Source organism: Roseiconus lacunae (assembly GCF_008312935.1).
Taxonomy (GTDB): Bacteria; Planctomycetota; Planctomycetia; order Pirellulales; family Pirellulaceae; genus Stieleria; species Stieleria lacunae.
Genome location: NZ_VSZO01000001.1, coordinates 1,353,539 through 1,377,293, shown reverse-complemented (window position 1 = coordinate 1,377,293; position 23,755 = coordinate 1,353,539). Strand labels below are relative to the sequence as shown.

Annotated in this window: 14 protein-coding genes; 6 read left to right on the top strand and 8 right to left on the bottom strand. The window is 54.9% G+C overall.

The genetic code is table 11. From position 1 onward, the window contains the following. Positions 1-6: 6 nt before the first annotated feature. From FYC48_RS05210 to FYC48_RS05195, 4 genes are all read right to left on the bottom strand, one after another. Positions 7-1,194, bottom strand: a complete 1,188-nt coding sequence (locus tag FYC48_RS05210; RefSeq protein ID WP_149495537.1) for a Gfo/Idh/MocA family protein — start codon at positions 1,192-1,194, stop codon at positions 7-9. Between the two features lie 16 nt (positions 1,195-1,210). Continuing rightward, positions 1,211-2,584, bottom strand: coding sequence for a PQQ-binding-like beta-propeller repeat protein (locus FYC48_RS05205; protein ID WP_235034074.1), 1,374 nt, complete (start codon positions 2,582-2,584; stop codon positions 1,211-1,213). After that, complete coding sequence (locus FYC48_RS05200; RefSeq protein ID WP_160149332.1) at positions 2,584-5,385, bottom strand: tetratricopeptide repeat protein; 2,802 nt, start codon at positions 5,383-5,385, stop codon at positions 2,584-2,586. Before FYC48_RS05200 ends, FYC48_RS05205 begins: the two co-directional genes overlap by 1 nt. 104 nt (positions 5,386-5,489) lie before the next feature. Beyond that, the gene (locus tag FYC48_RS05195; RefSeq protein ID WP_149495859.1) at positions 5,490-6,368 is read right to left on the bottom strand and encodes an alpha/beta hydrolase; all 879 of its coding nucleotides are present in this window, start codon (positions 6,366-6,368) and stop codon (positions 5,490-5,492) included. Between the two features lie 410 nt (positions 6,369-6,778). Between FYC48_RS05195 and FYC48_RS05190 the strand changes: the two genes are divergently transcribed. Beyond that, complete coding sequence (locus tag FYC48_RS05190) at positions 6,779-7,813, top strand: hypothetical protein (protein WP_160149331.1); 1,035 nt, start codon at positions 6,779-6,781, stop codon at positions 7,811-7,813. 64 nt (positions 7,814-7,877) lie between these two features. Continuing rightward, positions 7,878-8,309, top strand: a complete 432-nt coding sequence (locus tag FYC48_RS05185; protein WP_149495534.1) for a VOC family protein — start codon at positions 7,878-7,880, stop codon at positions 8,307-8,309. 45 nt (positions 8,310-8,354) lie between these two features. Here FYC48_RS05185 and FYC48_RS05180 read toward each other — a convergent pair whose 3' ends face one another. Further along, entirely contained in the window at positions 8,355-8,942 is a 588-nt protein-coding gene (locus FYC48_RS05180; protein WP_149495533.1) for a sigma-70 family RNA polymerase sigma factor, read from the bottom strand. Positions 8,943-9,241: 299 nt separating this feature from the next. Here FYC48_RS05180 and FYC48_RS05175 point away from each other — a divergent pair, with 299 nt between their 5' ends. Further along, positions 9,242-10,669: a sulfatase gene (locus FYC48_RS05175; RefSeq protein WP_149495532.1), complete on the top strand. Its 1,428-nt coding sequence runs from the start codon at positions 9,242-9,244 to the stop codon at positions 10,667-10,669. Here FYC48_RS05175 and FYC48_RS05170 read toward each other — a convergent pair. Together FYC48_RS05170 and FYC48_RS05165 are read right to left on the bottom strand one after the other, a co-directional pair. Further along, a complete protein-coding gene (locus tag FYC48_RS05170; RefSeq protein ID WP_149495531.1) occupies positions 10,639-11,661 on the bottom strand; it encodes a hypothetical protein in 1,023 nt (340 codons plus the stop codon). The two genes, FYC48_RS05175 and FYC48_RS05170, sit on opposite strands and share 31 nt — an antisense overlap. 387 nt (positions 11,662-12,048) lie before the next feature. Beyond that, on the bottom strand, positions 12,049-13,644 hold the full coding sequence (locus FYC48_RS05165) for a hypothetical protein (protein ID WP_149495530.1): 1,596 nt from the start codon (positions 13,642-13,644) through the stop codon (positions 12,049-12,051). An 836-nt stretch (positions 13,645-14,480) separates the two neighbouring features. Here FYC48_RS05165 and FYC48_RS05160 point away from each other — a divergent pair. Then, the gene (locus FYC48_RS05160) at positions 14,481-16,151 is read left to right on the top strand and encodes a sigma-70 family RNA polymerase sigma factor (protein ID WP_149495529.1); all 1,671 of its coding nucleotides are present in this window, start codon (positions 14,481-14,483) and stop codon (positions 16,149-16,151) included. A gap of 329 nt (positions 16,152-16,480) precedes the next feature. On the opposite strand, the gene FYC48_RS05155 is transcribed toward FYC48_RS05160, so the two are convergent. Beyond that, on the bottom strand, positions 16,481-20,776 hold the full coding sequence (locus FYC48_RS05155; RefSeq protein WP_160149330.1) for a hypothetical protein: 4,296 nt from the start codon (positions 20,774-20,776) through the stop codon (positions 16,481-16,483). Positions 20,777-21,339: 563 nt separating this feature from the next. Between FYC48_RS05155 and FYC48_RS05150 the strand changes: the two genes are divergently transcribed. Together FYC48_RS05150 and FYC48_RS05145 are read left to right on the top strand one after the other, a co-directional pair. Continuing rightward, positions 21,340-21,750, top strand: a complete 411-nt coding sequence (locus tag FYC48_RS05150; RefSeq protein ID WP_149495527.1) for a TraR/DksA family transcriptional regulator — start codon at positions 21,340-21,342, stop codon at positions 21,748-21,750. Between the two features lie 641 nt (positions 21,751-22,391). Continuing rightward, positions 22,392-23,693, top strand: coding sequence for a S1C family serine protease (locus tag FYC48_RS05145; protein WP_390622106.1), 1,302 nt, complete (start codon positions 22,392-22,394; stop codon positions 23,691-23,693). Positions 23,694-23,755 lie beyond the last annotated feature (62 nt).

The window sequence follows — 23,755 nt, the reverse complement described above, 5'->3', positions numbered from 1 at the left end:
CGCTCTCTACCGGCTTAACTTGGCAAGTGCGTTCTCACGTTCCTCTAAAGGAAACGTCGTCACTTGCCCCGACCGACGATGCGACTCGAACACCGCAGCGATCATCTCAATCGTGACGCCCGCATCTCGGATACTGCAAAGTGGTGCACGGCGATGGTCAACGGCATCGATCAGGTCACGGACGGCGGTGATATGACGATGAACATCGCGAACCGCCTGGGGATTTGATTCTGGCTGACCGATCCCGGCAGTCGTGATCGGTATCCATGGCCGCGGTTTTTCAGGAACTTGATAGGGATCACCGGGTGTGAAGTGGGCGACCGGCGTCATATCGATGTGAATCGTAATGATGCCTTTTGACCCGACGAGTTGCATGCAGTAGCTTTTCGAGGTCTGGTCGTTTGCGATCGAATCGTAACGAGCCATCACGCCGTTTTCCATGATGTATGTTGCGTGAACTCGATTGCCCGCCATCGGCCCCAGGCCTTCGTTGCCGTCGATCACATTTGCCGCGACGACGGGTCGATCGTCTTGCAGGATCGTTGCCGAGCAGGAAACGGGTTGGCCTGCAAAGTAATGCATTAAATTGAATTCATGACTGCCTAGCACCCAAAGATCTTCGATACCGCCGCGGCGATCACCTTTGCCACGGCCACGGATTTCGAGCAGCTTACCGAGCTGTCCGTCGTCAAGCAGTTGCTTGATAACCGGCATCACCGGGTGATAGCGATTGCGATGTGCGACCGCGATTTTCACGTCTCGTTGATCGGCGGCTTGAACGATCGCATCGAGCTCGGCCAGACTTCGGCAAATCGGTTTTTCCACATAAATCCCTTTGGCCCCCGATTCGATCGCCGCGATGATCATGTCGTGATGTTGATCCGCGTGGCGAGGTGCGACCGAGACAAATTCCGGGCGAACCTCCTTGAGCATTGTACGGTAATCAGCATAGCCGTGACCGGTCTTCAATCGCTGTTGGGCACTCGCCAGCCCCTTCGGATTGGCATCGGCGACACCAACAATTTTGGTTTCGGGTAACAGCGTCCAAACGGTATCGAGACCGTGCCCAAAATTCCCACGCCCCGTGTGCCCTATGATCGCGACGCGACGCCGATCGGATCCCGAATCGTCAGCGAGTGTCAAACCGGTCAACGAAAGGCCGATCGAGGTAGCGAGAAAGAAACGCCGTTTCATGATGGATACTCTTTTCCTAACTGCTCTTGCCGGAAGTGTCGCGAATTTTCACCAGGCGTTCCTTACGATTGTTCCCGGATCCGATTCCGATTCGAAGGTAGATCGCAGAGTCGCTGATCGCAGGACTTGCATAGCAATCATCACCCAACCGGTTCTTGGCGATTGGTTGGTAGCCTTCGGCAGAGGCCGCGAAGACATAGGTATTTCCTGACAAGTCAGCGACATACAGATGTCCGTTGCAAAGCACCGGAGATCCACTGAAGTTGCCGCCAAGTCGTTTACGCCAAAGCACGGTTCCTTCGTCACCCGACCAGCAAATCGCGATGCCGTCATCGGTGACGCCGAAAAGATTTTTCCCGTCGGTGATGGGGGACGGCTCATAAAGCTTCGTTGACTGCGACCAAAGTCGTTCGCCCGAAGCGGAAAGACAAACGGTTTCCTTATCTGGATATCCGCCGGAAGCAAAAACTTTTTCGCCGGCGGTGACGACGGTTCCGCATGTCGATGCCGCGGTTCCTTCGGTCTCCCAAAGTGGTTCGCCGGTCGCAGGGTCATAACTTGCGACACGGTTTCCGCCGGCGATCAGCAGCTGGTCGATGCCACCGACTGTCGCGACATGAGGACTTGAATAAGTACTCGCATCACCCCGCGAGCGGCGCCACGCGACCTCGCCACTGGCGAGATCCAAACCCGCAATGTAGCCACCACCAAAGTTATCGGCGGCGACAATCACCAACGACTTGTAGAGGATCGGCGAAGGGGCGTACCCGAACTTTGACGCGAACGCACCGATATCGCGTTGCCATGCAATCTCGCCGGACTGATCGAGTGCAGACACGATGATTCGATTTTGATTCAGGTGAGCAACCACAAACAGGTTGCCATCGGATGCCACGGTGCCGTTCGCGTTCGTCGCCTTTTGATGAACATCACGCCGGCTTGGGAAGCCGCCTTGGTGGACCACCGTAGACCACTTCTGTTCGCCACTATGCTGATCGAACGCAACGACGCGTTGTTCTTCCGTCGAATCGATTGCTGTAGAAACGACGACCAAGTCATTGACGACGATCGGACTGCCGTGCCCACGTCCCGGAATGTCGACGTCCCAATCAATATTTTTGGATTCGCCCCACTCGATTGGAAGCGGTTGGTCGACCGCGACACCGTCGCCTTGCGGACCTCGCCACTGATTCCAATCGCCTTTGGTAAGCGAACGATCAAACTCCTGAACTTGAATTCCGCTTTCAGAAGTTGATATCTCATTGACCGGTGTGCGTTTACGGCAACCGACAAATGCAACGGTTAGCACGAGGACATAAAACGCCCGATAGCGAATCATCGATTGGACGTGCGAGTGACGATTGCCATGACAAAAACCGGAAGCGTTCATCAGTTTTCTTCGAACATTGTGGTCAACGTATCGACCTTGGGAGATTGCTTCAGCGATTCGAAAAAGTTGTCGGGCAGCGGAGCGACATATGTCGCCGAATCTTCGTGGACGACAGCGATCGCATTCCCCACAGTGGAATCGTCGGCGGTCGTATCCCCGAGGGTCAGCGCTTGGGCCAAGTTCAGCAGAACTTGCAGCGTTTCCCCGGGGATCGAAGAAGGAGTCTCGATCTCGGGTGCTTGAGGCCACTGATAGACGTCGATCGAGACCCAGGCCTGGTGTTGATCGATCGTGTTCGCTTGCCCTTCACTGAGTTCGGTGTAGAACAAATTCTTCGGATCACCCCGATAGGGCCCCTGCCCTGATTTTAAGAAGTACTCGCTTCCCTGGTGCGAAATAACGACGGCACCTTTTTCGAACTGGCAAAGATAGCTTTCTTCATTGGTTTGGTCGGCAAGTTCTTCGGGACGGACTGTAGTTAGGTCGATACCGATCGAATTCGCCGCTTGATGAACAGAAACGGCATTGACTTCGAACGGATGTCGGGTCAGGAAGACGAGCCGACGTAGTTCAGAATACGATTCGAAGGGGCGTACGAGCCCTTCTTCGAGCTGATCAAGGAAGTCCCAATTTTCCGGGAACGCAATGTAGGTTTTCATAAAGTCGACGCTGTAGCCGTGCAAAAATGCTCGGCGAAATGCCGCTTTGAATCGGTCTCGATCATTCTTTATTGCATACACGAACGCGCGACCAAGGTCTCGCTGAGTTTCGTCGAACCCTCGCGCCCTCAGGATCGCGTCGTCGAATCGGTTCAGGTAGGCGAGACTGCAAATTTCGTACATCGTGTAGAGATATTCGTCTTCTTCATCAGCCTCTTGGCAAGCTTTGAGAACGTCCTCATAGCGTTCGGCGAGATACAGAGATTCGATCCCTCCATCGACATCGGAATCGTCCGGGCTATCTGGGTACTTTTCCAGTACGCGTTGATATTGCTCCGATTCGTAGTCCACGCTGTAGGCGATGATATTCCGCAACGTCTGCTTATCGGGATAACCATCAAAAAACTCTTCAAGTGAATTCAATTCGGCGTGGCATTCGGCTAGTTGAGAGAGCAGTGATTCAAGCACATAGTCATCTTCTTGCTCGAGCGATTCGTCGGCTTGCTTTAGGTGCAGATCGAGTGCTTTTTGTAAGTGACGAACGGCCGATTTGTAGTTTTCGGCATAGTACTCGCGGCGTCCAAGAACAGTCCAAGTCAAAGAGTCATCCGGGAACTTGCCGGTGTGATGCTCGATCAGTGACTGAATCCAAGCATCGTACTGGGACGGTTCGTGTTTGGGCTGGGTGCTCTCGTCGTGTTCATTTCCTTCGGTGCCGAGAGAGCGTTGAACATCGAGATGATCAAGCAGTGACTCGAAGACTTGTTGCTTGTCTTGAATCGTTTCATACGCTTTCATCGGTTCCCCCATGTCAATGGCGACCGAGACGATTTGCAGATCGTAATACTCGCGATAGTAGTCGTCTTCATCCAAGATCCCACGACCTTGAATCAATCGATCCATTGCTTCGGCGTATTGCTCCCGGTCTTGCAACACCAAGCTTTCATAGTAAGGTCGGTTGGGTGCACCGCCGGGAACCTCCTTGGCATACTCCAGCAACGTGTCCAGTGCCGCGATGTCGCCGCCCATCTCCAGTGCATCGGCGAGGATTTCGATTTGATCATCGCTGTCAGGAAGTGTTTTGAAATATTCGATAAATTCTGACTTCCGATCGTCAGGTAACGCGATCGCGAGTGATTCGACAATGTCATAAGACTCCGGCGTATCATCCAGACCGGCTAAAAAGCACTCGATCGCCTTGTCTGTTTTGCCGAGTTCGTGATAAGCCAATCCGATCGAGTGGTAGGCGTCGGCGTCGGGACCGAACCGCTGCATATATCGATGCCCTTCGTCGATGACCCGGTCGTATTGTTCCAGAGCTAAGTAGGCGTTGCATCGGATCAGTTCGATGATCGGGGCATCGGGTTCGTAAGCTTCGAGTTTGTCGACGGCCTCAAGTGCATAGTTAGCATCGGACTGCAATTCGCAGGCGGCGGTGAAGCACCAACGCAACGATCGCATACTTTCGGGGACATCGTAGCCGACCAATTCTTTCAACGTTGACGCGGCTTGGTAAAAATCTTGCTGCGCGACCGCGGTGATCGACTGGACCATGATGCTTGTCACATGCTGAAAATCTTTCGGCTGGTCGGTACTGAAGCCATCGCGCAGAATCGCCGCCATCATCCACTGACTGGACATTCCAATCGTCAAGTCAGTCCAGTCGGTGATTTGCCATCGCTCACCTTTTTCGAGGTCAAAGAACGTCCTTGTCGAAACGTAGTCTTGGTCCCAGGTGCGGACCAACGCTTCGGCCTTCGTCCCATCGGGAGAAACCTTGGTGTAAACAAGCTCGTATCGCATCCAGCGGTCGTCGGCCAACTCAAACCAGTGTTGAAACTGTGTCTTAGCCATCAACGGCAGATTTTTCCGGACCAACAAAGGGATTTCGACATCAGCTTTTTCGACCGCGCCTTCACAGATTCGCTCAACATTCAGTTGATTGACCAATTCGGCAGCCGACTCTTCGTGGGTCGTGTCTCGAAAGTGCTCGAAGAACTTGACAAGTTCCTGGTCCAGTTCGCCCTCATCCCGCTTCGACGCAGCATCTTGAACGGCAGCGTCTTGAGCGATCACACGATGACCGGGGATGAACGTCACGAAGACGACGACCGCCGTCAACGCAATAGAAGCCGCGATCATTGGTCGTTCGGTCGGGAAAATCTGCATGATGAGACTAACAGGTGTGGATGAAGAGTCGTTCGTTGCAACATAAATTTACTATAACAAACCCGGTGGGCAGCCTCTTAGGGGTTCTTGGCGAGTAACTTCGAATCGGCAAGCCATTCGACAAAGCGTCTCGGCCAATCGCCGGCGGCCGTCGTCGTCCCCGGCCGATAGCCGAATCCGTGTCCCGCGTTCGCATAGACGTGCATTTCACACGGGACGCCCGCCTTCTTGTACTTCAGGTAGACCTCGGCCATTCCAATCGAGATGTCCGGACGATCGTTGTAGCCATAGGCGATGAAGGCCGGAGGCATTCCTTCGTTGACCGTAAATGTCCCGGACTTTCCTGGGTAAATCAAACCCTGAAAATTTGGTCGACTGCTTTGTGTTTCGATCGGATCGTCGGCGTTCGGGTCGCCTGGTTGGGGATTCATCGCCGCATAAGCCGCCAATTCGCCTCCCGCGGAAAAGCCAAGGATTCCGATTCGGTCCGGATCGATCTGCCACTGCGGGGCTTTCGATCGGACCATACGAATGGCCCGTCGAGTGTCATCCATCGCATGACCTTCGAGTGTGTAGATTGAGTTTGGTTCACGCGAAAGTCGGTAGCGTAAAACGAACGCGGCGATACCATGATCTGCGAACCATTTCGCGAGGGAGTCACCTTCGTGTCCCAGACAAAGCATCCGGTGGCCGCCACCGGGAGCGATGATAACCGCCGTTCCGCTGGCTTGATCTTTAGCCGGAAGGTAAACGGTGATCGACGGATGATGGACATTGGTGACATTGCTGCCGTTTAGCTTTTCTGGTTCATGCATCCGCGCCCGTGATCCCGGTGCGCCGTCCTCCCAAAGCGCAAGACGCTGCGGCGGATCAGCCTGAACCGTCTTTGTGGTCGGGGGCAGAAGCAAGACGAGTAGCGAAGCGACTGCAACCACAGCGAATCGGTGAAGTAGCATTGGGGAAAACTCCGGAAGGATTCGAAACTTTAAGACGTCAAAAGGATACTTCACCTGCTCATCCCCATGAGTGCTCGACGCGAAGAACCGATTCGGAAACCGGTGTGCGCCAACTCGTGATCCGTCGGCGACCACCGCTGGGCCGGCCTTTAATGCCGTGGGGGCCGTCACCGGGGCAGTCAAAATGTAGCGATTACGACGGAAAGGGGCTGTCGTGACGACTTTCTGCCGTGTCGAGCGAGATCAACATCGTTCTGGGGAGGGGAGCAAACCGACATGGTTACAACATGGCGTTGTCACCGATGGAGATGTGGCGACGTGGGTGCCGTCATACTCTCTTTCGGAATCGATGTAGCATGGAAGCGGGCCACGCCGGATCGGACTCGGTTGTCAATTCAAAAGGCCGTCGTATGAAGCGCGGTCGCCTCGTGCGTTCGAAGGCTTGGGGCATTCTGCTGGCCTCACTCATCGCAGTGTTCGGGATGGTCCCCAAGCAGCTTCCTGCTGCCGGTTTCCAGCTTCCCAACATGGACGCCGAAAACCTCCCCACGGCAAGCCTTTTCGATGTGCCATCGGATGTTCGCCTGGGGCCGCTATTGGGATTCGAATTCGGCGGGATCTCGCTGCAACGAAGTGCCGACGACCCATTCCCAATGGTCTATGACGATGGTTTGACACAAGTTTTAGCGACCAGCGATTTCCTGGATCCCGAAATGGAGAGCGGTTTTCGCTACAGTATCCAACTTTTCAATCTTTGCGAACATGTCGTACCGGGACTCGATACCGAACTGACATATTATGAAGTCGGCGGGGAAGTCGCTTACGAAATTTTGGATGCATCGACGCTGCCGACAACCAATATCGTTCCTGTCTTCTTCAAAACGATTCCCGCGACGCCGGAACCATCCGAAGAGTTTTCATTGCGGTCGAATCTTGACTCGGTCGAATGGAACCTCGGGTATCGCCCGATCGCCGGATTGAAATTGATCGGAGGTGTCCGTTGGTTGGGTGTCAAAGAACACTTCAATCATCTCGGTGGCATCTCCGGGGATGGCTTTTTCTCTCAATCAGACAACGAGTACACCGGCGGCCAAATCGGACTGGAAGGAATGATTTGGACCAATGGCGTTTTCCGATTCTTTGGCTGTGGCAAGTACGCGTTTCTAAATAACGACGTTCGCGGTTTCTCAACGATGAGGAATACTTCGATCACATTCGATGACGACATCGATTCCAATCTGGTCGACCTGGAATTCGGTGTGTCCGGCGCGATCGGGCGATACTGGACGATTCAAGTCGCCTACCAAGGCTTGATCCTTGACGACGTCGCCGCGATTTTACCGCAGTCAAACACGCTGGATGCTTTCGGCACCAACGATCAAACGCCTGTGTATAGCGATGTAAGTTGGCACGGCTTGCACTATGGAATCACGTTTACGTATTAGTGTTCATTGACGACCTGATTGTCTGTTTTAGCATCAGGATCCCGCTACCTCATCCAAACCACCGATGAACAAACTGCCTTCAAGAGTGAACCTGATCACGCTGGGCGTTGCTGACATCGCCGCGTCGACCGAATTCTACGAACGCTTGGGATGGAAACGATCAACGGCGTCCAATGAAAGTGTGACGTTCTTCTACTCCAACGGAACCGTGTTGGGATTGTTTGGACGTGCCGCATTGGCCGAAGATGCGCAAGTAGAAGATTCGAAGCCTGGTTTCGCAGGCGTTGCTTTGGCACAAAACTTCGCATCCGAGGCTGACGTCGACACCGCGTTTGCCCATGCGATTGACAGTGGCGCCGCACCGCTTAAGCAACCACAAAAGGTTTTTTGGGGTGGGTACTCGGGGTACTTTGCTGACCCAGACGGACATCTTTGGGAGCTGGCTTACAATCCATTTTCGGAACTCGACGAGAATGGGCATATGACGTTGCCGTGATCTGAAACACCGGCGACGACAATCAACTCGATTTCCGAATTGATCTTAAAGCTGTTGTTGCAGTTTCTCACGAATGAGGTGCAGACGCCTCTCTACGGTACGTTCGGAACAATTCAGTTTCGAAGCGATCTCCGCGTTGGAGAGTCCGTCCAACTTTGCGATCGCGATCTCCTGAAGCTCGCCGCCGCGAAGCAATTGCAGGAGTTGCTCTATGGTTTCGGTCATCATCGCGATCATCTCCGGGGTGGGATGGTCGCCAACGATTTGCAATAGCTGCTCTCCATCGGGGCTCGCCAATGACTGCGCGATCGCACCGTCGCCGCGGCGTTGACGCTGGTCGTGTCGTCGCTTGTCGATGACCTTGCGTGCGGACATTTTCAGCAGCAATCGCCACAGTTCATCTCGATCGGCCAGGTCTGGGAAACGCCCGGCTTCGGCGGCTTTATAGAAGCTCTCGAAGACACTCGCGACGATGTCTTCTTCATCGGAGATCGCTCGATTTTGACCGCGCAGGTTTCGTCGCACGGTTCGGACCAAACGCTCAAAGTAGTGCTGCCAAATCTGCAGTTCGGCATGGGAGTCACCGTCCTTGACCTGCTCGATCCAGTTTGTCACTTCGTTGGTGTCGGTCATCGCAATATTGATCGGGGTGAACGGGATGGCCGCTTGCCGCACGAGCTTGCGCCACTCGGTCTATACTGTCCGTCAAGTTTAGTCCTATCCGGAGATCGTAAGCCGAAGTCACTAACGCCGGGCTGGGCCATCAACCCTGGCGAAAAGCGGATCCTGTGGCGAACGGTTTGTTCCAAACGGGAATTCGATTGAGATGCGTTCGCACATGCGTGCCAACAATCGAGAACACTTTTAGTTTCGGATAGCCGCTTCACGTATTGAGTTTGCTTCCACAGGGTGAGTGTTTCAACGGATTCCCTATGTTATCGCGATCATCTTTGTTTTGTCTGGCCACGGCCGTTTTCCAGGTCATCGTTTTTCCTAGTTCGGATGCAATTGGCAAGCCCCCCAAACCAATTCGCAATGTCATTCTGATCGTTTCCGATGACCTGAAGGCAAGCGTCCTCGGTTGTTATGGTGATCAGGTTTGCCGAACGCCGCATCTGGATCATTTGGCAAGCCGCGGGACGGTGTTCGAGCGAGCGTATTGTCAGGGAACGTGGTGCGCGCCATCTCGAACCTCATTTATGCACAGTCGATACCGAGACAGTGAAAACATCACTCTGGGAGAACAATTGCGACAGCACCAAGCGAGTTCGATCCGAGTGGGGAAGATCTTTCACATGCGAGTCCCCGGCGACATCATCGCCGGAACCGATGGTCCGGACATCGCAGCTTGTTGGACCCGGCGTTACAACGCTCCGGGTCCGGAAGCACACACGCCCGGCGAATACGCGTGTTTGAATCTAAACATTGTGACGGACGACTTATTCGGTCGGCAGTCAACACGGATGCCCCACCGGATGTTCGTTTCCGTCAAAACCACGACCGATGGCACCGAGCAAGCCGATTACAAAGCGACGACGAAAGCGATCGAGATTTTGCAGGAAGATCATCGTGCGCCATTCTTTCTGGCTGTCGGTTTGGTTCGCCCTCACTATCCCATGGTCGCGCCGAACGATTACTTTCATCCGTACGGAATCGAACGGATTGAGATGCCAGGCAATTGGCACGACGATACTAGCGATATTCCCAAGATCGGGTTAGCCGGAACACACAACGATCGCAATCCGATCGGCGACTATCCCGACAACCAAAAGCGAATGTGGTCGGCGTACTATGCCAGCGTCAGTTTTATGGACCACCAAGTCGGACGCCTATTAACGGCCCTAGAACAATCACGTTACGCCACCGACACCGCCGTCATCTTCACCAGTGACCATGGTTATCACCTGGGCGAACACGGTTTGTGGCAGAAGAGCAACCTGCACGAGGAAGTTGTGCGTGTTCCCTTAATCGCCAGCGTACCGGGCGTCCCCGCCGGTCGGTCTGACTCGTTGGTCGAGTTGGTCGATCTCTATCCGACCGTCTGCGACTTGATGAACGTTCCCGTGCCTGACGCCGCCCAAGGAACCAGCTTGCTTCCGGTCATCGAGGACCAAGATCACGAGCTTCGTCCCGACGCGTTGTCACTGCACAAAGGCGCATCGCTTCGCACCCCACGTTGGCATTACATCCGTTATCAAGACGGATCGGAAGAGCTCTATCAGATGGACGCCGATCCGAGCGAAATTACGAACCTCGCCGATGACGAATCAATGACGAAGGTGCTGGCTGACTTACGTGAGCGACTTGATGAGCGGCTCGAGAACGACGCTCATTTGATCGACCGGAACACCCAGCGATAGTTGCGGAGTTCTTCGACGTTGTACTGATCCAAAATATAAGCGTGCTCTTCTTCGTTGCTGTAAGGAGGCATGCCGAAGCGGATCGTATCGGCAGTCTGATTCATCGCATCGCCGGGTCGGAAGAAATTCAATTGCAACATCTTGCGACGATAGGGAGCGTCTTCGCCTTCCCCGTCTTCTTCGAATGCATTGGTCAGTCCGGAGACGTATAGCGAAAGGAAGTCGACATCCGGATTAACGTCCATCCACGTCAAGACACCCCAAACCCCCGGCGCGTCCTGGTCGGTCGACAACGGAATGCGTTGGTTAAAAACTTCGACACTGTTGTAAAGCGGCGCGGTGATGCGTTCACGGGCGGCGATCACAGGCTTTGCACTCGGGATCACCCGATCCAGATACTCGCGCTCGCTAACTTGGTCCTTCAGCGTGGCCAGTGGAAAGAACCGTCGTGACTGATAGGACACCGCTTCCAGCCTTGTGTACAGTTTCGAACCGCCGACTTCGTCCGCCGCCGGTCGCAAGTCATTCCCCCGATACCGAACCCGGTAAACCATGTACCAAACCAATTTGCGTTGCACCTGACCACCAGCCAATGGCACGTCAACATAAATTTGCCGCAACGGTTTGAACGAAAATTCCAAGCAGTAAATCTCGCGCCGCAACACCACTTGCTTGGCCATTTCGATCAGCGTTCGTGATCGCGGATCAAAGTGCGGGCGCCCGTTTTCGAAAGTTGTCGGATCCCATTCGAGCTCGGGGTGCGACTGGATGAAGCGTTGCAATGCCAGCGGACCGTCGAACGTCTCGTCCGGATTCGCGGCACCCGGAATGACCGTTACCACGCCGGGGGCAAACGCCGTCTGTTGCTCACTTGACCCGCTCGTGTCGGTTTCTTGTGCACACACCGGAGTCGCGGTGGTGAGCGTTAGGAGCAGTGCCGAGAGTCCCTTTCGGCCGACCCGTCGCATCAAGTGTTGGGAGGCAGAACGCATGGAATTCATGGTGGTCATGGAGTGGCCTCTAGCGGCGTTTGACTCAGTCGGGGTGACGTCTGATTGGAGCTGAAAAGTCGTTCGATGCGTTTCGGCGAAGCGGATCCCTCGACCGCAGTCGCCAAGTGACACGCAAAGTCTAGTTAGATTTTCGGCAATTTCTTGGTCTGCGCAGGCCAGATCGGCCCAGACAGCCCACTTTTGCCCCGCAATGGACGCATTTTTCCGCCGCGAAGCGTTTTCTTCGCTCGGTTTTAGCTGTTTTGGCGGGTCCAAACGTGTCCGCCACCGAGCCGTCCACCAGACTTGGCACCGGTGGATCGGTCCTACCGCCGAAAGCCTCGGCGGCTTCCGCTACGGCTCGGTCCTGGCGGATCGGTCCCGCGGCTACTTCAAATCGCTCGCACTTTGCGGAGGCTTCGTCGCGATTTCCGCCTCGGGGGCACTCAACTCCAACGACGCGTCGTTAGGCTCAGCGACAATGGGACTCGTCTGCTTTTCGGCGGAAGCTTGGGCTGTCGGATCGGCCGACTTAAATTCGCCTTTACCAGAACTAAGAAACTGCAGCGAGTCCCCGAACTGGGCATCACAGCCGGCGAAGTCTTCCACTTTCTGGCCAGCCATCGTAAATGTTGAATGAACTCGTTTTCCGGTGTCATCGGAAAAGTGCATCATGATCCAGCGGACAGGCACACCTTGTGTTTCTCCATCGGCAACGACGCGGAGGATTCGCAGCCCCAGTGCCGACAGTCCTTGATCAGCTTCGACCAACTGCACCAGTTGATTCCCCAACGTGCGTTTAACGTCGGCTTCGAATGCTTCGAGGGTCAGATGCTTGCCGGCAGGCAGGTCGGTCAATTTGCGAAGGTTACATTGTGCGATACTGTTGTCGTGCTCGACCATACGCATCACGCATTGCCCCGGATCATCACTGATCATTCGCCAACGACGATCCATCATCACGGCGGCTTGGCAGTGATCACTTTTCAATTCGACGAACAATCGATTTTCCGGTGGCGGGTTTTCGAAGTCGACGACGTGGGCTTCGGCCGGGAGACGGACGGGTTGTTCGAGTGGCTGACGTAATAAACGAACCTTGGCGAGAATATCGAACCCCGGTTCGGCGCGACTGATTTCGCGAGTCTCATGAAGTGCCATCGCCAACCACGTGCATGCCTTGACCGATCGATCATAAGTCATCTTGCCAAGTAGACGCATCCGAGTGGAAACGCCATCGACAGACCCTTCGACATCGCCTTCGATCTGAAAGCGAACATTGCCGTCATCGATTGCCGAGACAACCGCTTCGACTTTTCCGCTTTCGAGTGTCGAGAGATTCAAAACCGATCGCAAGGATTCCAAATCTAACTCGTATCGATCGCCTTTGATCACCGCTTGCGCCGGTAACAGCCGATCGATCGCGACGCTGGAGACAGGAATTTTTAGCAGCGATAATTCATCGTGCCTAAAGTAGCCTTCCGGAGAATAAACCACTTCGGGAAGCATTTCGCGGCGCACGATGACGTGCCGCATTGATTCGCGTAGTTGATGTTCGACCGACGTTTTATTGAGCACACTCAAATTCGAGGCGGTGTGGTAGAAGCGTTCGGCGGCAACGACTTCCGATTCCTCGACCGTCCCCTCGGGGGACAACAATCGCTCTTCATAGTCAAGCGACGCGGTCGAGTTCACTGGTAACGCTGTCTTCGTCTTTTTCGATTGAACCGGGTCAGATGGCACCTTCACATTGCCTTTGACCTCGAGTTCCAAACGGCACCGCATCAGCCGGTGACGGTCGACTTTGATCGAAACAGGGGTCTCGCTTTGAGCTGAATCGTCTGCCGAAGCAACCTGAGCAAACAGCGCACTCGCAGTGGCGATCGCGCTGGCCCGGGTTAGGAACGAGCGTCGGGTGGAGCGGTCACCGCCGAAGCTGCATTGCGGTGAACTGAGACGAGGTGAACTGGGACGAGGGCGTTCCATCGAAGTCATCCGTTACTCTTCTTCGTCGACGTGGCGTTGGTCTCACTGTCAATCGCATCGGTCCATGATGCACGCAAGGAAGATCGACCGCTCGAAAGTGTTGGATTCAACCGAATTGTCCGAACCAACCGATTCGTCCAACCTCCCCTTCGAAATCAGCCGCACAAATTTCGCGTCCGTCAAAGTCAAGGGCGATCGTTTTGACGACCCCAGTTTCCGGCTTGCGACTGCCGTTTGTGCACGCCGCATGAAATATTTACACCCAACTGGACACTTTTGACGCCCCCGGGGGTGTCGGAGGATTCGGCCAGAAAATTTCAAATCGTGGTTGCGTAACGACTTAGCGACGAAACGTAGATTTTTCGCCCTCGATCCCAGGCCATTTGGCCCCAAATTTCCTACGTGGTGTCTTAGACGAAGACAACCGCTGCCAATCGGTTCGCAGCAGCCTTTTGTCGGAAAAATGGTGCTAGATTCCGTTTTTTGATGTAAGAACGCTGCGTTTCGGCGCTTCCTAGATTAGGAGACGTGAACCGGATGGCGGATTGAATCGTCTAAACACGCATCCAAGTATGGATAATGGTGATTTTTTTCGCTCTTATTCAGGCGGATGCAGACCTTGCTGACACGGAGTCGGCAACTGGCGTTTGAGCCGGTGACCAAAGGTGTCGACAGAGTTGCGAAATTCTGGACATCGAGGGACTGGAGCAAATGACCGAATCACCTGGAGGAGACAGGTGAACCCGGGCAACCGAGGCAGAATGGGCTGGGCGATCCGCCGGGATCGCAGGGAATTTTGGCCAGTCCGACGCCAAAAGCGCTGGGAGACCACAGTGATGCACAACAATTATCGCGATAGCAAAATCAAGGAGCTTCGTGACCAACTTCGTTTCAATCAGAAGACGAAGTTAATCGAGCAAGCCGCGGCGACGGAGACGTTGCTCAGCGAGATCGAGGACGGTCGCGATTACGCGTACGACTACCTGTGTTATCGAATTACCAATTACCGCCCCGATCAATCGAGTCGGCACAATATCGCGTCGGCCGATCTTTCGCACGACCTGCGTTTATTGATCGAAGATCTCAGCGAACTGGCCGAGCTTTCCGTCGAAGAAATCGCCGAACAAGTTCACACGGTTCAGGACCTAAGCCGCCAGTTTAATGTTTCGACCAAAACCATCAGTCGCTGGCGAGAGTCCGGACTAGTGAGCCGCCGTTTGCTGTTTGGCGGACGTAAACGCGTCGGTTTTCTGAACAGCAGCGTCGAACAATTCGTCTCTCGCAACAAAGAAAAGATTCAGCGCGGAGAGCGTTTCAGCCAGTTGAGCGAAGACGAAAAGGGCGAAATCATCGAACGCGCACGTCAACTGGTTGAAGGCGGCGCCGCGCTAGCCGATGTCACTCGGTTGTTGTCCGACCAGATGGGACGCAGCGCCGAAACGATCCGCTACACCCTCAAAAATTTCGATGCCGATAATTCGTCGATCGCGATCTTCCCCAATCATCGAGGGGTCCTAACCGACGACGACAAGCGTTCGATCTTTCATCAGTATCTGGGCGGAGTGACGTTGGCTCAGCTTTGCCGTCGATTCCGACGAACACGCACCAGCATTCAACGAATCTTGATCGAGATGCGCCGCCAGCGGATTTTCGAACTCCCACTGGATTACATCTATAACGAGGACTTTGAGAACACGGCTCGTGAAGCAGAGTTCATGGGTGACGAACCGGTCGAGTCCGGTGAGCAGCGTAAGGTACGCGTCCCGAGTGATCTGCCTCGCTACCTCGCCTCGCTTTACGACGTCGCATTGCTGTCGCGCGAACAGGAGTATCATCTGTTCCGAAAGATGAACTACCTTAAGCACAAGGCTAGCAAGCTACGCGAATCAATTGGCGACGAGGCAAGTGGTAAATCGGCGATCATGAATGAGATCGAAGATTTGTACGAGCAGGCCGTTAAAGTCAAAAACCGAATCGTGCAGTCCAACTTGCGATTGGTCGTCTCGATCGCCAAACGCCACCTTTCGACTTCGGAAGACTTTTTCGCACTCGTCAGTGATGGCAACATGTCATTGATTCGTGCGGTCGAGAAATTTGATTACTCTCGCGGTAACAAGTTCAGCACGTACGCCTCGTGGGCGATCATGAAGAACTTCGCGCGCACGATTCCGAACGAATTTAAGCATCGTGATCGATTCCGAACCACCACGGAGGAGCTCTTTCTCTCGCGGCAGGATGAGCGCGTCGATCCATACATGGAAGAAACGGTCCAGCGAAACCGAAAGCGTGAACTTTCAAAGATTCTCAATCGGTTGGACGAGCGTGAGCAAAAAATCATTGCGGCTCGGTTCGGACTCGAACGCGGGAGCGAACCTCTGACTCTCAAAGAGGTCGGCGAGGAAATGGGCGTGACCAAAGAACGTGTTCGCCAACTGGAGGTGCGAGCGTTGGCTAAACTGCGATCGGCCGCCCATGAGAACAACATTGATATCGAGTTTGAAGCGTAGTTCCGGACTTCAGACCTTGATGTCATGAATTGAATCAACGGTTGAAGGGGCGTTGCCCTTCAACCGTTTTTTTATGGAAACCGATTCCCTCATCGTCTAAGCCTGCACCAAAGATCATCCGAACAACGTTGCCCTCGGTTTCTCAAGCGAAGGACAGCCAATTGGCGGTGGCCACTGCCGTCCGACGAAGAACCAGCCGAATGGTATTAGCCAAGGTCATTGCACCGAAACCGTGGCTAACGCCAATCGGCTGATTCTCATTTCAGATGCTGACAAAGCACTCGATTAACGGAAGGCCGTCTCTGACTTGACTGAGAACGCGACGATACCTATTCCTGGTCTTCGCCTGACTCAGCGATACGCCGGAGTTCTTGGGCGATCTCTTCGGCACCTTCTAAGTCATCGCTGTCGATCGTTCCATCGGCGAGTTTCAATCGACGTCGAGCGTCTCGAGCCAGAACAAAGGCTTCTTGTCCGAACACTGCTGAGAGCGTTAGGAACGCTCCAATCATCACCAATTTGATCGTCGATGACCAACTGACGAAGATAAAGACGCCGATCGCCATCAGCACGAACGCACCTGCCAGCAGTGCTTTCCAAAGGGCGTTCATTTGTGTGTCGCGAGCTTGAATCCGGATGCTTCGGGCAACCGCATTGCGTGCCGACTGGTTCGCCAGATCACGCATCGCCGACAAGTTCTTTTTGAGCTCGGGCGCCTGAGACCTTGGAACCAGTGGGGCGGCGACACTCGGTTCATTCGTTGCCGACTTGGGTTCATCGGCTTGTGAATCGAACGTCGTTTCGAAGTCTGATTGCTTCAGCTTACTTTCGGCCGTGACCGCCGGTGCCTTGCCGTCGGACTTGGGTGCCGGTTCGGGAGCGGGCGCGGGACCACCTTGAACACGTTGGAGCAGCCGACTCATGTAAGCTTCGATCGAATCGTCTTCGGGGGCCGGTTCCGCCGCGGCTACGGTCGGCGTGGTGTTCAACGCTGCCGTATCCGGTGATGCTTCGAGCGAAGATTCTTCATCGTATTCGGCTGTCTCATCGGTGTTTTCTTCGTCGCGTTGGTACTCTTCTTGCGACGACGCAAAGTTCCAACCACCGTCTGATTCGCCGGGTTGGTCCGCCATCACAAACGTCGGATCATTCTCCGATTCTTGCTCGATAGCAGCTTGATCTACCGAACCTTCACTGACGAAGTGCTCCTGCTCACGTTCGGCATCGAGGTCTCGGATCAGCATTTCGGCAAGTCCGCCGACCGGCGAATCGCTGCTCGGGTTCTCTATTAGATCTTCCGCCGGGACTGCATCTTTGGAAGCTTCTGATTGCCACATTTGAGTTGGCTGATCGTCCTTACCTAATTCATCGCTATCGGCTTGTAAGTCAAGCGGTTGCCAGGGATTGGTGACATCAACAACCGAGTCTTCGGCGGGGTCAACTTCGGCAGAAGCTTCGTCCATCGAATCAACGGGTGCTTCAGCTGGTATCTCGCTGTCCGCTTCCGATGTCTGTTCCGCTAACCCTTCGGCATCTTCGGGAGCGAGACCGTCCGACGAAAATTGCCCCGTCGCCTGGCTTGCTTCGCCCGGCATGAAGTCGGACCAAGACAACGGTTGATCTTGATCGGGATCAGTATCCGTTGTCACCGATGTGGCAAGTGCTTCGGAGTCCGCGGATTGTTGATCGATCAGTTCGTTGGATGAGACATCGTATTGCGGAAGCTGGTCGTCACGACCGGCCATCGTCTGGACGTTGTCTTCACGGTCCGTCCATGCTTGATCGTCGACGTCAGCCTGACCGACCGGCTCGTCACCGGGTTCGAAAGCATCATTCTCAATAGCGTCGATTTCGAGTCCAGCGTCTTCCGACTCGATCGCCTGTTGGACTCGATGCTCCAGATCATCGATCGCTCCCGAGATCGCTTGCTCGGGCGATTCATCGGTCCAGTGCGGTTGGTCCGCCTCAGGCGTGCCAGATAAGTTTGCATCTAAGGCGTCCGCCGAAGGTGTTTGATCACTCCAAGCCGACGCGGCCGGCCAACCGACATTGTCTTCGCTAGCGCCGTCGGTTCGCCAGTGCGGTGAGTCTTCTTCTGTAGAAGCTTCGGCGTCGGTCGATTCTTGGCCCCCGCTGATCTCCTCGGAGTCTGACAACGCATCTGAGTCTGGCAACACAACGGAATCGAGGTTGATGACCGAATCAGTGTCCTGACCATAGTAGGCTTCCGCAGCCGGGACACTCGCGGCGGCCATCTCCTCCGCTTCCTGTAGTTCGGCAGAAATTGCATCCGAAGATTCTGCGTCGGACATTTCTACGTCTTCACCTGACCGATCGTCAGACGACGCCGTGTCCTCGAAGGTTTCGCCTGTCACGTCGGAATGTTGTCGTTCCGGTGATTGCGGCTGGGTTTCATCCGACCAAGTCGGCGCATCGTCTTCGATTACCGTTGAGGCGAATTCACTTGCTTCGGTGGCAGCTTTTTGGGCGGCGGCGATCTCATCTTGAAGCTGTTGGATTTCTTCGCGCAACGCCGACTCACTCGCCTCACGATCGGATTCAAGCTTGGCGACCGTTTCGGCATGAGAGTTCTTCAGGAGTTCGATATCCTCACGGGCTTGCTGCAATGCGGATTCAAGTTCGGCGAACCGCTGCGACTCGATCGGGTTGCCTGCCGTGTTTTCCGGTTCCGAGTTCGCGTCGGAGAGTTGACGTGTGAGTGCGTCATTGGCATCACGAAGTTGCGACAGTTCGGCATTCGCGCCCGAAAGCTGGATCGAAAGTTCGTTGATGGTGTTCTGCAATTGCTCCGATTCCATCACCCAGGAATCTTGCTGTGCCGTTTGCGAGTTTTGGTTTTGATCGACGAGTAACTCCAACTGTCGGATCGAAGCATTAGCGCCATCAAATTCGCCTTGCCATCGGTCGGCTTCCTGCTTCGCCTTGGCCAAGCTTTCGTTAAGCTCAGCGATCTCGCTTCGAAGCGAGGCGACATTATTTTCGGCGGTCAGACGTTCGCTTTCTGCGTTTTCAAACTGTTCCTGCAACTGCGAAACGCGTTCGTCAGAATGGGACGCTTGATCGTCGTTGGATTCGCGGAGATCGGCGAGCTGTTGTTCAAGCTCCGCGATACGAGCGGTAGTTTTCTCGCACTCCCGAACAGCCGCCTGCTGGTCCTCGGCGGCTTGCTTGCGAATCGCTTCGAGTTCAAGCTGGTACTCCGCGACTTGGTCTTCGAATTTGGCAACCGACTGCTCCAAATCGGTTTCTTTGTTCGCGGCGATCTCAAGCAGTTCTTGGAATTCACCGGATTGCTGGTGAGCAGATTTGGCATCGTCGCGAGCCTGAGTCAATTCGTCGCCGATCGACTGCAGCTTATCTTCGAGTGTTTTCTGCGCCGCTTGGCTTTCTTCACGAAGATCTTCGAGTTCACGGCGTGTCGAAGCCAGGGTTTCGGCGGCGCGATCGAGTTCAGTCTCCTTCGCGGCGCGTGCGGCTTCGCTAATCGCGCGGGCCTCGATCGCCTCGTCTCGGGCGCGAATTGCTTGGTCACGGGCCGATTCAAGTTCGGCTCGCAAACGTTCGTGCTCTTCTTGTTCGTCGCGTTCGCGTTGTTGTAGCGAACTGTGACGCTCGCGCAATTCAGTCAGCTGCTCGTTTAGCGTCGCGAACTCGGTTCGCATTCGACCGATCGCATCGCTGGCGGACTTAGCCTGGGACTGAGACTTTTCGAGTTGTTGCTGAGCTTCGGCGGCGCGTTCGGCGTATTGTTCTTCGCGTTTCTGCCATTCCGCTTGCCGTCGTTCGAGTTCTTGCTGACGTTCGACAAGTTTATCTTGGAGTTGCTCGAGCTCCGCTTCCTTGGCTGCCAGTTCCAGCCCGGCGGCTTGTTCGCGTTGACGAAGCGATTTGAGTTCGTCTTGAGCCGCTTCGTAGGTTTGCTGGATTTCGCGGACAGCGGCTTCTTGCGCGACAAGTTTGGATTCGCGTCTCTGTAGATCGCTGGCGCGTTTCCATAGTTCTGTTTCACGGCCGTGCAGAGCCGATTCACGGTTGTCACAGCGTGTTTCACGGATCTCACATTCGGCATGGCGGGTATGCCATTGTTGGCTCAGCTCTGCTAGCCGTTCACGCATCGCCGACGAATCGTTCGCGGGTGGGCGATGTGTGGAGGACGCTTGTGTGAGACGCGGCCGAATCCGAGGGCGGTCATCCGCGGGAATCGGGGCATCAAGCAATTCGAAGCGATAGTCTCCCATCCGGATCACATCGCCGACGCGCAGGTCCGATTCGGTGACGCGATCGCCATTGAGTTCCAGCGGGATCGAATAGGCTCGCATCAAGACGCGGTGCGCGTCGCGAAGCATCACCGCGTGCATCGGTCGAAGCGATTCGTCTTCGAGGCGAATCGAGCAACCATCACCACTGCCGAACGTGTAGCGATTGCCCGTCAACCGCAGGCGACGCACGGGTGAACCGGGGCGGACCACTCGAAACTCGATCGGCGAGTTGGCCGGGATAGAGGTGGTTCGCCCCAGCATTTGTTCAGTCGATGCAGACGCGAAACCTTTGAGAAAAAGCTCGCTCTGCAACGAATCGTGTTGCGACTGGGTGAAATCTTCCATGATCGATGCTCCGCTCTGATGCGATTGGCCCATCCCGAAAACTGTTGTTGATCGCCGGTCACCACGCATCCTTGCGAGGTTTGTCAGTGCAGCGTTTCACAATTGTGAGGTTGCTTCTGGAGGGCGATGGGCGCAGCCGTTTTCTGAGTGTCGGTCGTCTGGGTTGCTCGGGTCTAGCAAATTAGCCGGATCAGCCATGTTTTCATCGGGTGACAGATTTTCGCAGCCCCTCTGGGGGGTTCGATCTGCATTTGTCCAACTGTCCCACTTCAAAAATGCCCAGATGGCAACCTCATTGGCCCGAAAGGCTGAGAATTGGCCCTGAATTAACCATTGGTCATCGGTTAGGGCTTTTTCCCAGTCTTTCGGACGTGACTTTACCGGACTGCTTCCTACTATTAGAAGCCGCTGGATGCCAAGATCAGACATTGCGGCTACGAATTCATTTATCCACAAGACCCATTCGACACCCGCTGCGTAGGTTAGTGTGTGGATGGGGGCTATTGAGGAAAAACCGCCAACCGTGGCGGCTTCGTGCTCGTGAACCGTGATCAGGTGCTCCGATGGCCAGAAAAGACTCGCTCGAAAAGCTACGTAAAATTTTGCAAAAACGCCGTGATGCAATCGTGCGGTCGGCCCTGGGGGATCTGAGTTTGCTTCAGGGGCGGGCCTCGAAATCCGCCGATGTGCTCGATGCCGTCGCCGATACGGTGCAGTCGGAACTCAACAGCCAGCTCCTTGAGGTGGAAAGTCGCGAATTGGCAGCAATCGATGAAGCGATCGAGCGGCTTAACCGAGGAGAATACGGAACTTGCGAAACCTGTCAAAAGCCGATCCCGCTGACGCGACTCCGTGCCGTACCGCATGCCCGCGAGTGCATCGAATGCCACCGGTTGGCCGAAAAACGGCGATCGCACCCGGCGGCACGGATGAATCGCATGTTTGACTCGTATCAAACCGACGGTGCGTCTTAGCGTTTTGTTCCAGTTCAGTTTTGCTTTGAACTTATTCAAGTCGCCTTTCGCGAATCGACAGTAGACGACGAACGCTTCGTTCCTTTTGAAAACATGGTTCGGCTCATCAGCCGACGATCGTCAGCCCCGGTGATTTGACCGAAACCGTGGCTAATCCTAGTTTCAAAGGTTGGCGAACCACTAGGACCGCAAATTCCGCAAGACGCGAATTTTGGTCTTCGATCAAGACAAAGCACTCGGCATGGGCCTCCACTCACAATCGTACACACCGCTTCATCGTCTAACTGTAACGATTGAGATGTCGTCGCTCGCTATTCCGAATGCGCCGATCGATTCAAAACGACTGCGAGAGGTGACGTCCGAACGCCGACAACGACCGTTGGTCAGACGGTTTATAGGGGTGTTTCCACCGCCCTCCGTTAAGACGATCCGCCGTTCGTAGATGTTCTAGCGTTAACGATTCTTCGCTTCTGTTCGGCCAGGGATAGCCATTGCAAGCAATCCAAAGTTGCCCGTGGGGCAACGACGATTGCTACAGGTACGACGCCTCCCCGTCGGAACCTCTCCTTCCAATCATGGCTCTTCCTATGGTCCATCCCTTGCGATCTTGCGAGTCCCGAGCTCGCAGTCGATTGAACTATATGCTGCGCCGTAGCGGTATTCGCTCAATCGCCTTTTCCGCCGTCGCGGCACTGACGATGGTTTCGAGCGACGTCGCTTTGGCCCAGACGCGCATGTCCCAATCGCCGTCACAGCCTTCCGCGGCTGGAACGTACGGGCATCGCAATAAAAGTGTGTCGATCGATTCCCAGACGCCCGGAGCGAACGGGACTTATCAATTGATGCGTCCCTCGCTTGACCGTCCGTCGCTGCCGCAGCCGCCCGAAGTGGGGCCGGCCGCTCCGACCGCGTCAATGTCCGCGCCAAGTGTATCGATTGACGACCAACGTGACGCCTTGTTCGCCGAACTGGCCGAAGAATTCAATGCCTTCGATCGACTGGGGCGGCTTGTCCGTAAGGTTTCACACCTCGTCAAGCCAAGTGTGATCCACATCGAAGCGCACAAGACGGAAACCAACAACGGGAAGTACGAGTCTTATGACGAAGCCGGAAGCGGTGTCGTCGTGAAAGTCTCTGGCAGCGATTGGATCCTTACCAACCGGCATGTGATCTTGGGTGCAAGTCCGAACGAAATTCTGCTGCGCAGCGCCGACGGAAGACAGTTTCGACCGACGCGGATTTATACCGATGAAGGGACGGATGTCGCGGTGATGCAAGTCACCAATATGGATCTTCCCGCCGCTCGGGTCGGAGACAGCGAATCGGTTGGGATCGGGGACTTCACGATCGCGATCGGCAGCCCCTTTGGACTCAGCCATTCGGTGACGTTCGGAATTCTGAGCGCGAAAGGCAGACGAGATCTTTCGCTGGGTGATAAAAAAATCGACTTGCAGGATTTCTTTCAAACCGATGCTGCGATCAATCCCGGTAACAGCGGTGGCCCGTTGCTGAACTTGCGCGGTGAAGTGATCGGTTTGAATACGGCGATCGCGAGTAGCAGTGGCGGCAGCGAAGGAATTGGCTTTGCGATCCCGATTAACATGGCGATGCGGGTAGCCGACGAACTGGTACGTTATGGTCGTTACCGCCGCGGCTATTTGGGCGTCGTCCTGGATCCCGACTTCGGCCCTAACGATCTTGGCAGTATGGATCAAATCCCCAGCGGAGCCCTTGTCAAAACAGTGCATCGTGGATCGCCAGCGGCCAAAGCAAACTTACAACGCGGAGACATCATCGTCAGATTCAACGGTGCCCAAGTAGAAAATGATGACCACTTGGTTGCCCAGGTTGGCATGACCCCGATCGGATCTAACATTCCGATGATCATTTATCGTGACGGCAAACGCTATCGTGCCGAAGTCGAATTGACGGACTTGAATTGAGCGTCGATTTGGGGTTTCACTCCGCTGTCGATTCTGGCTTCCCCGTCAAACTGCAACACGTC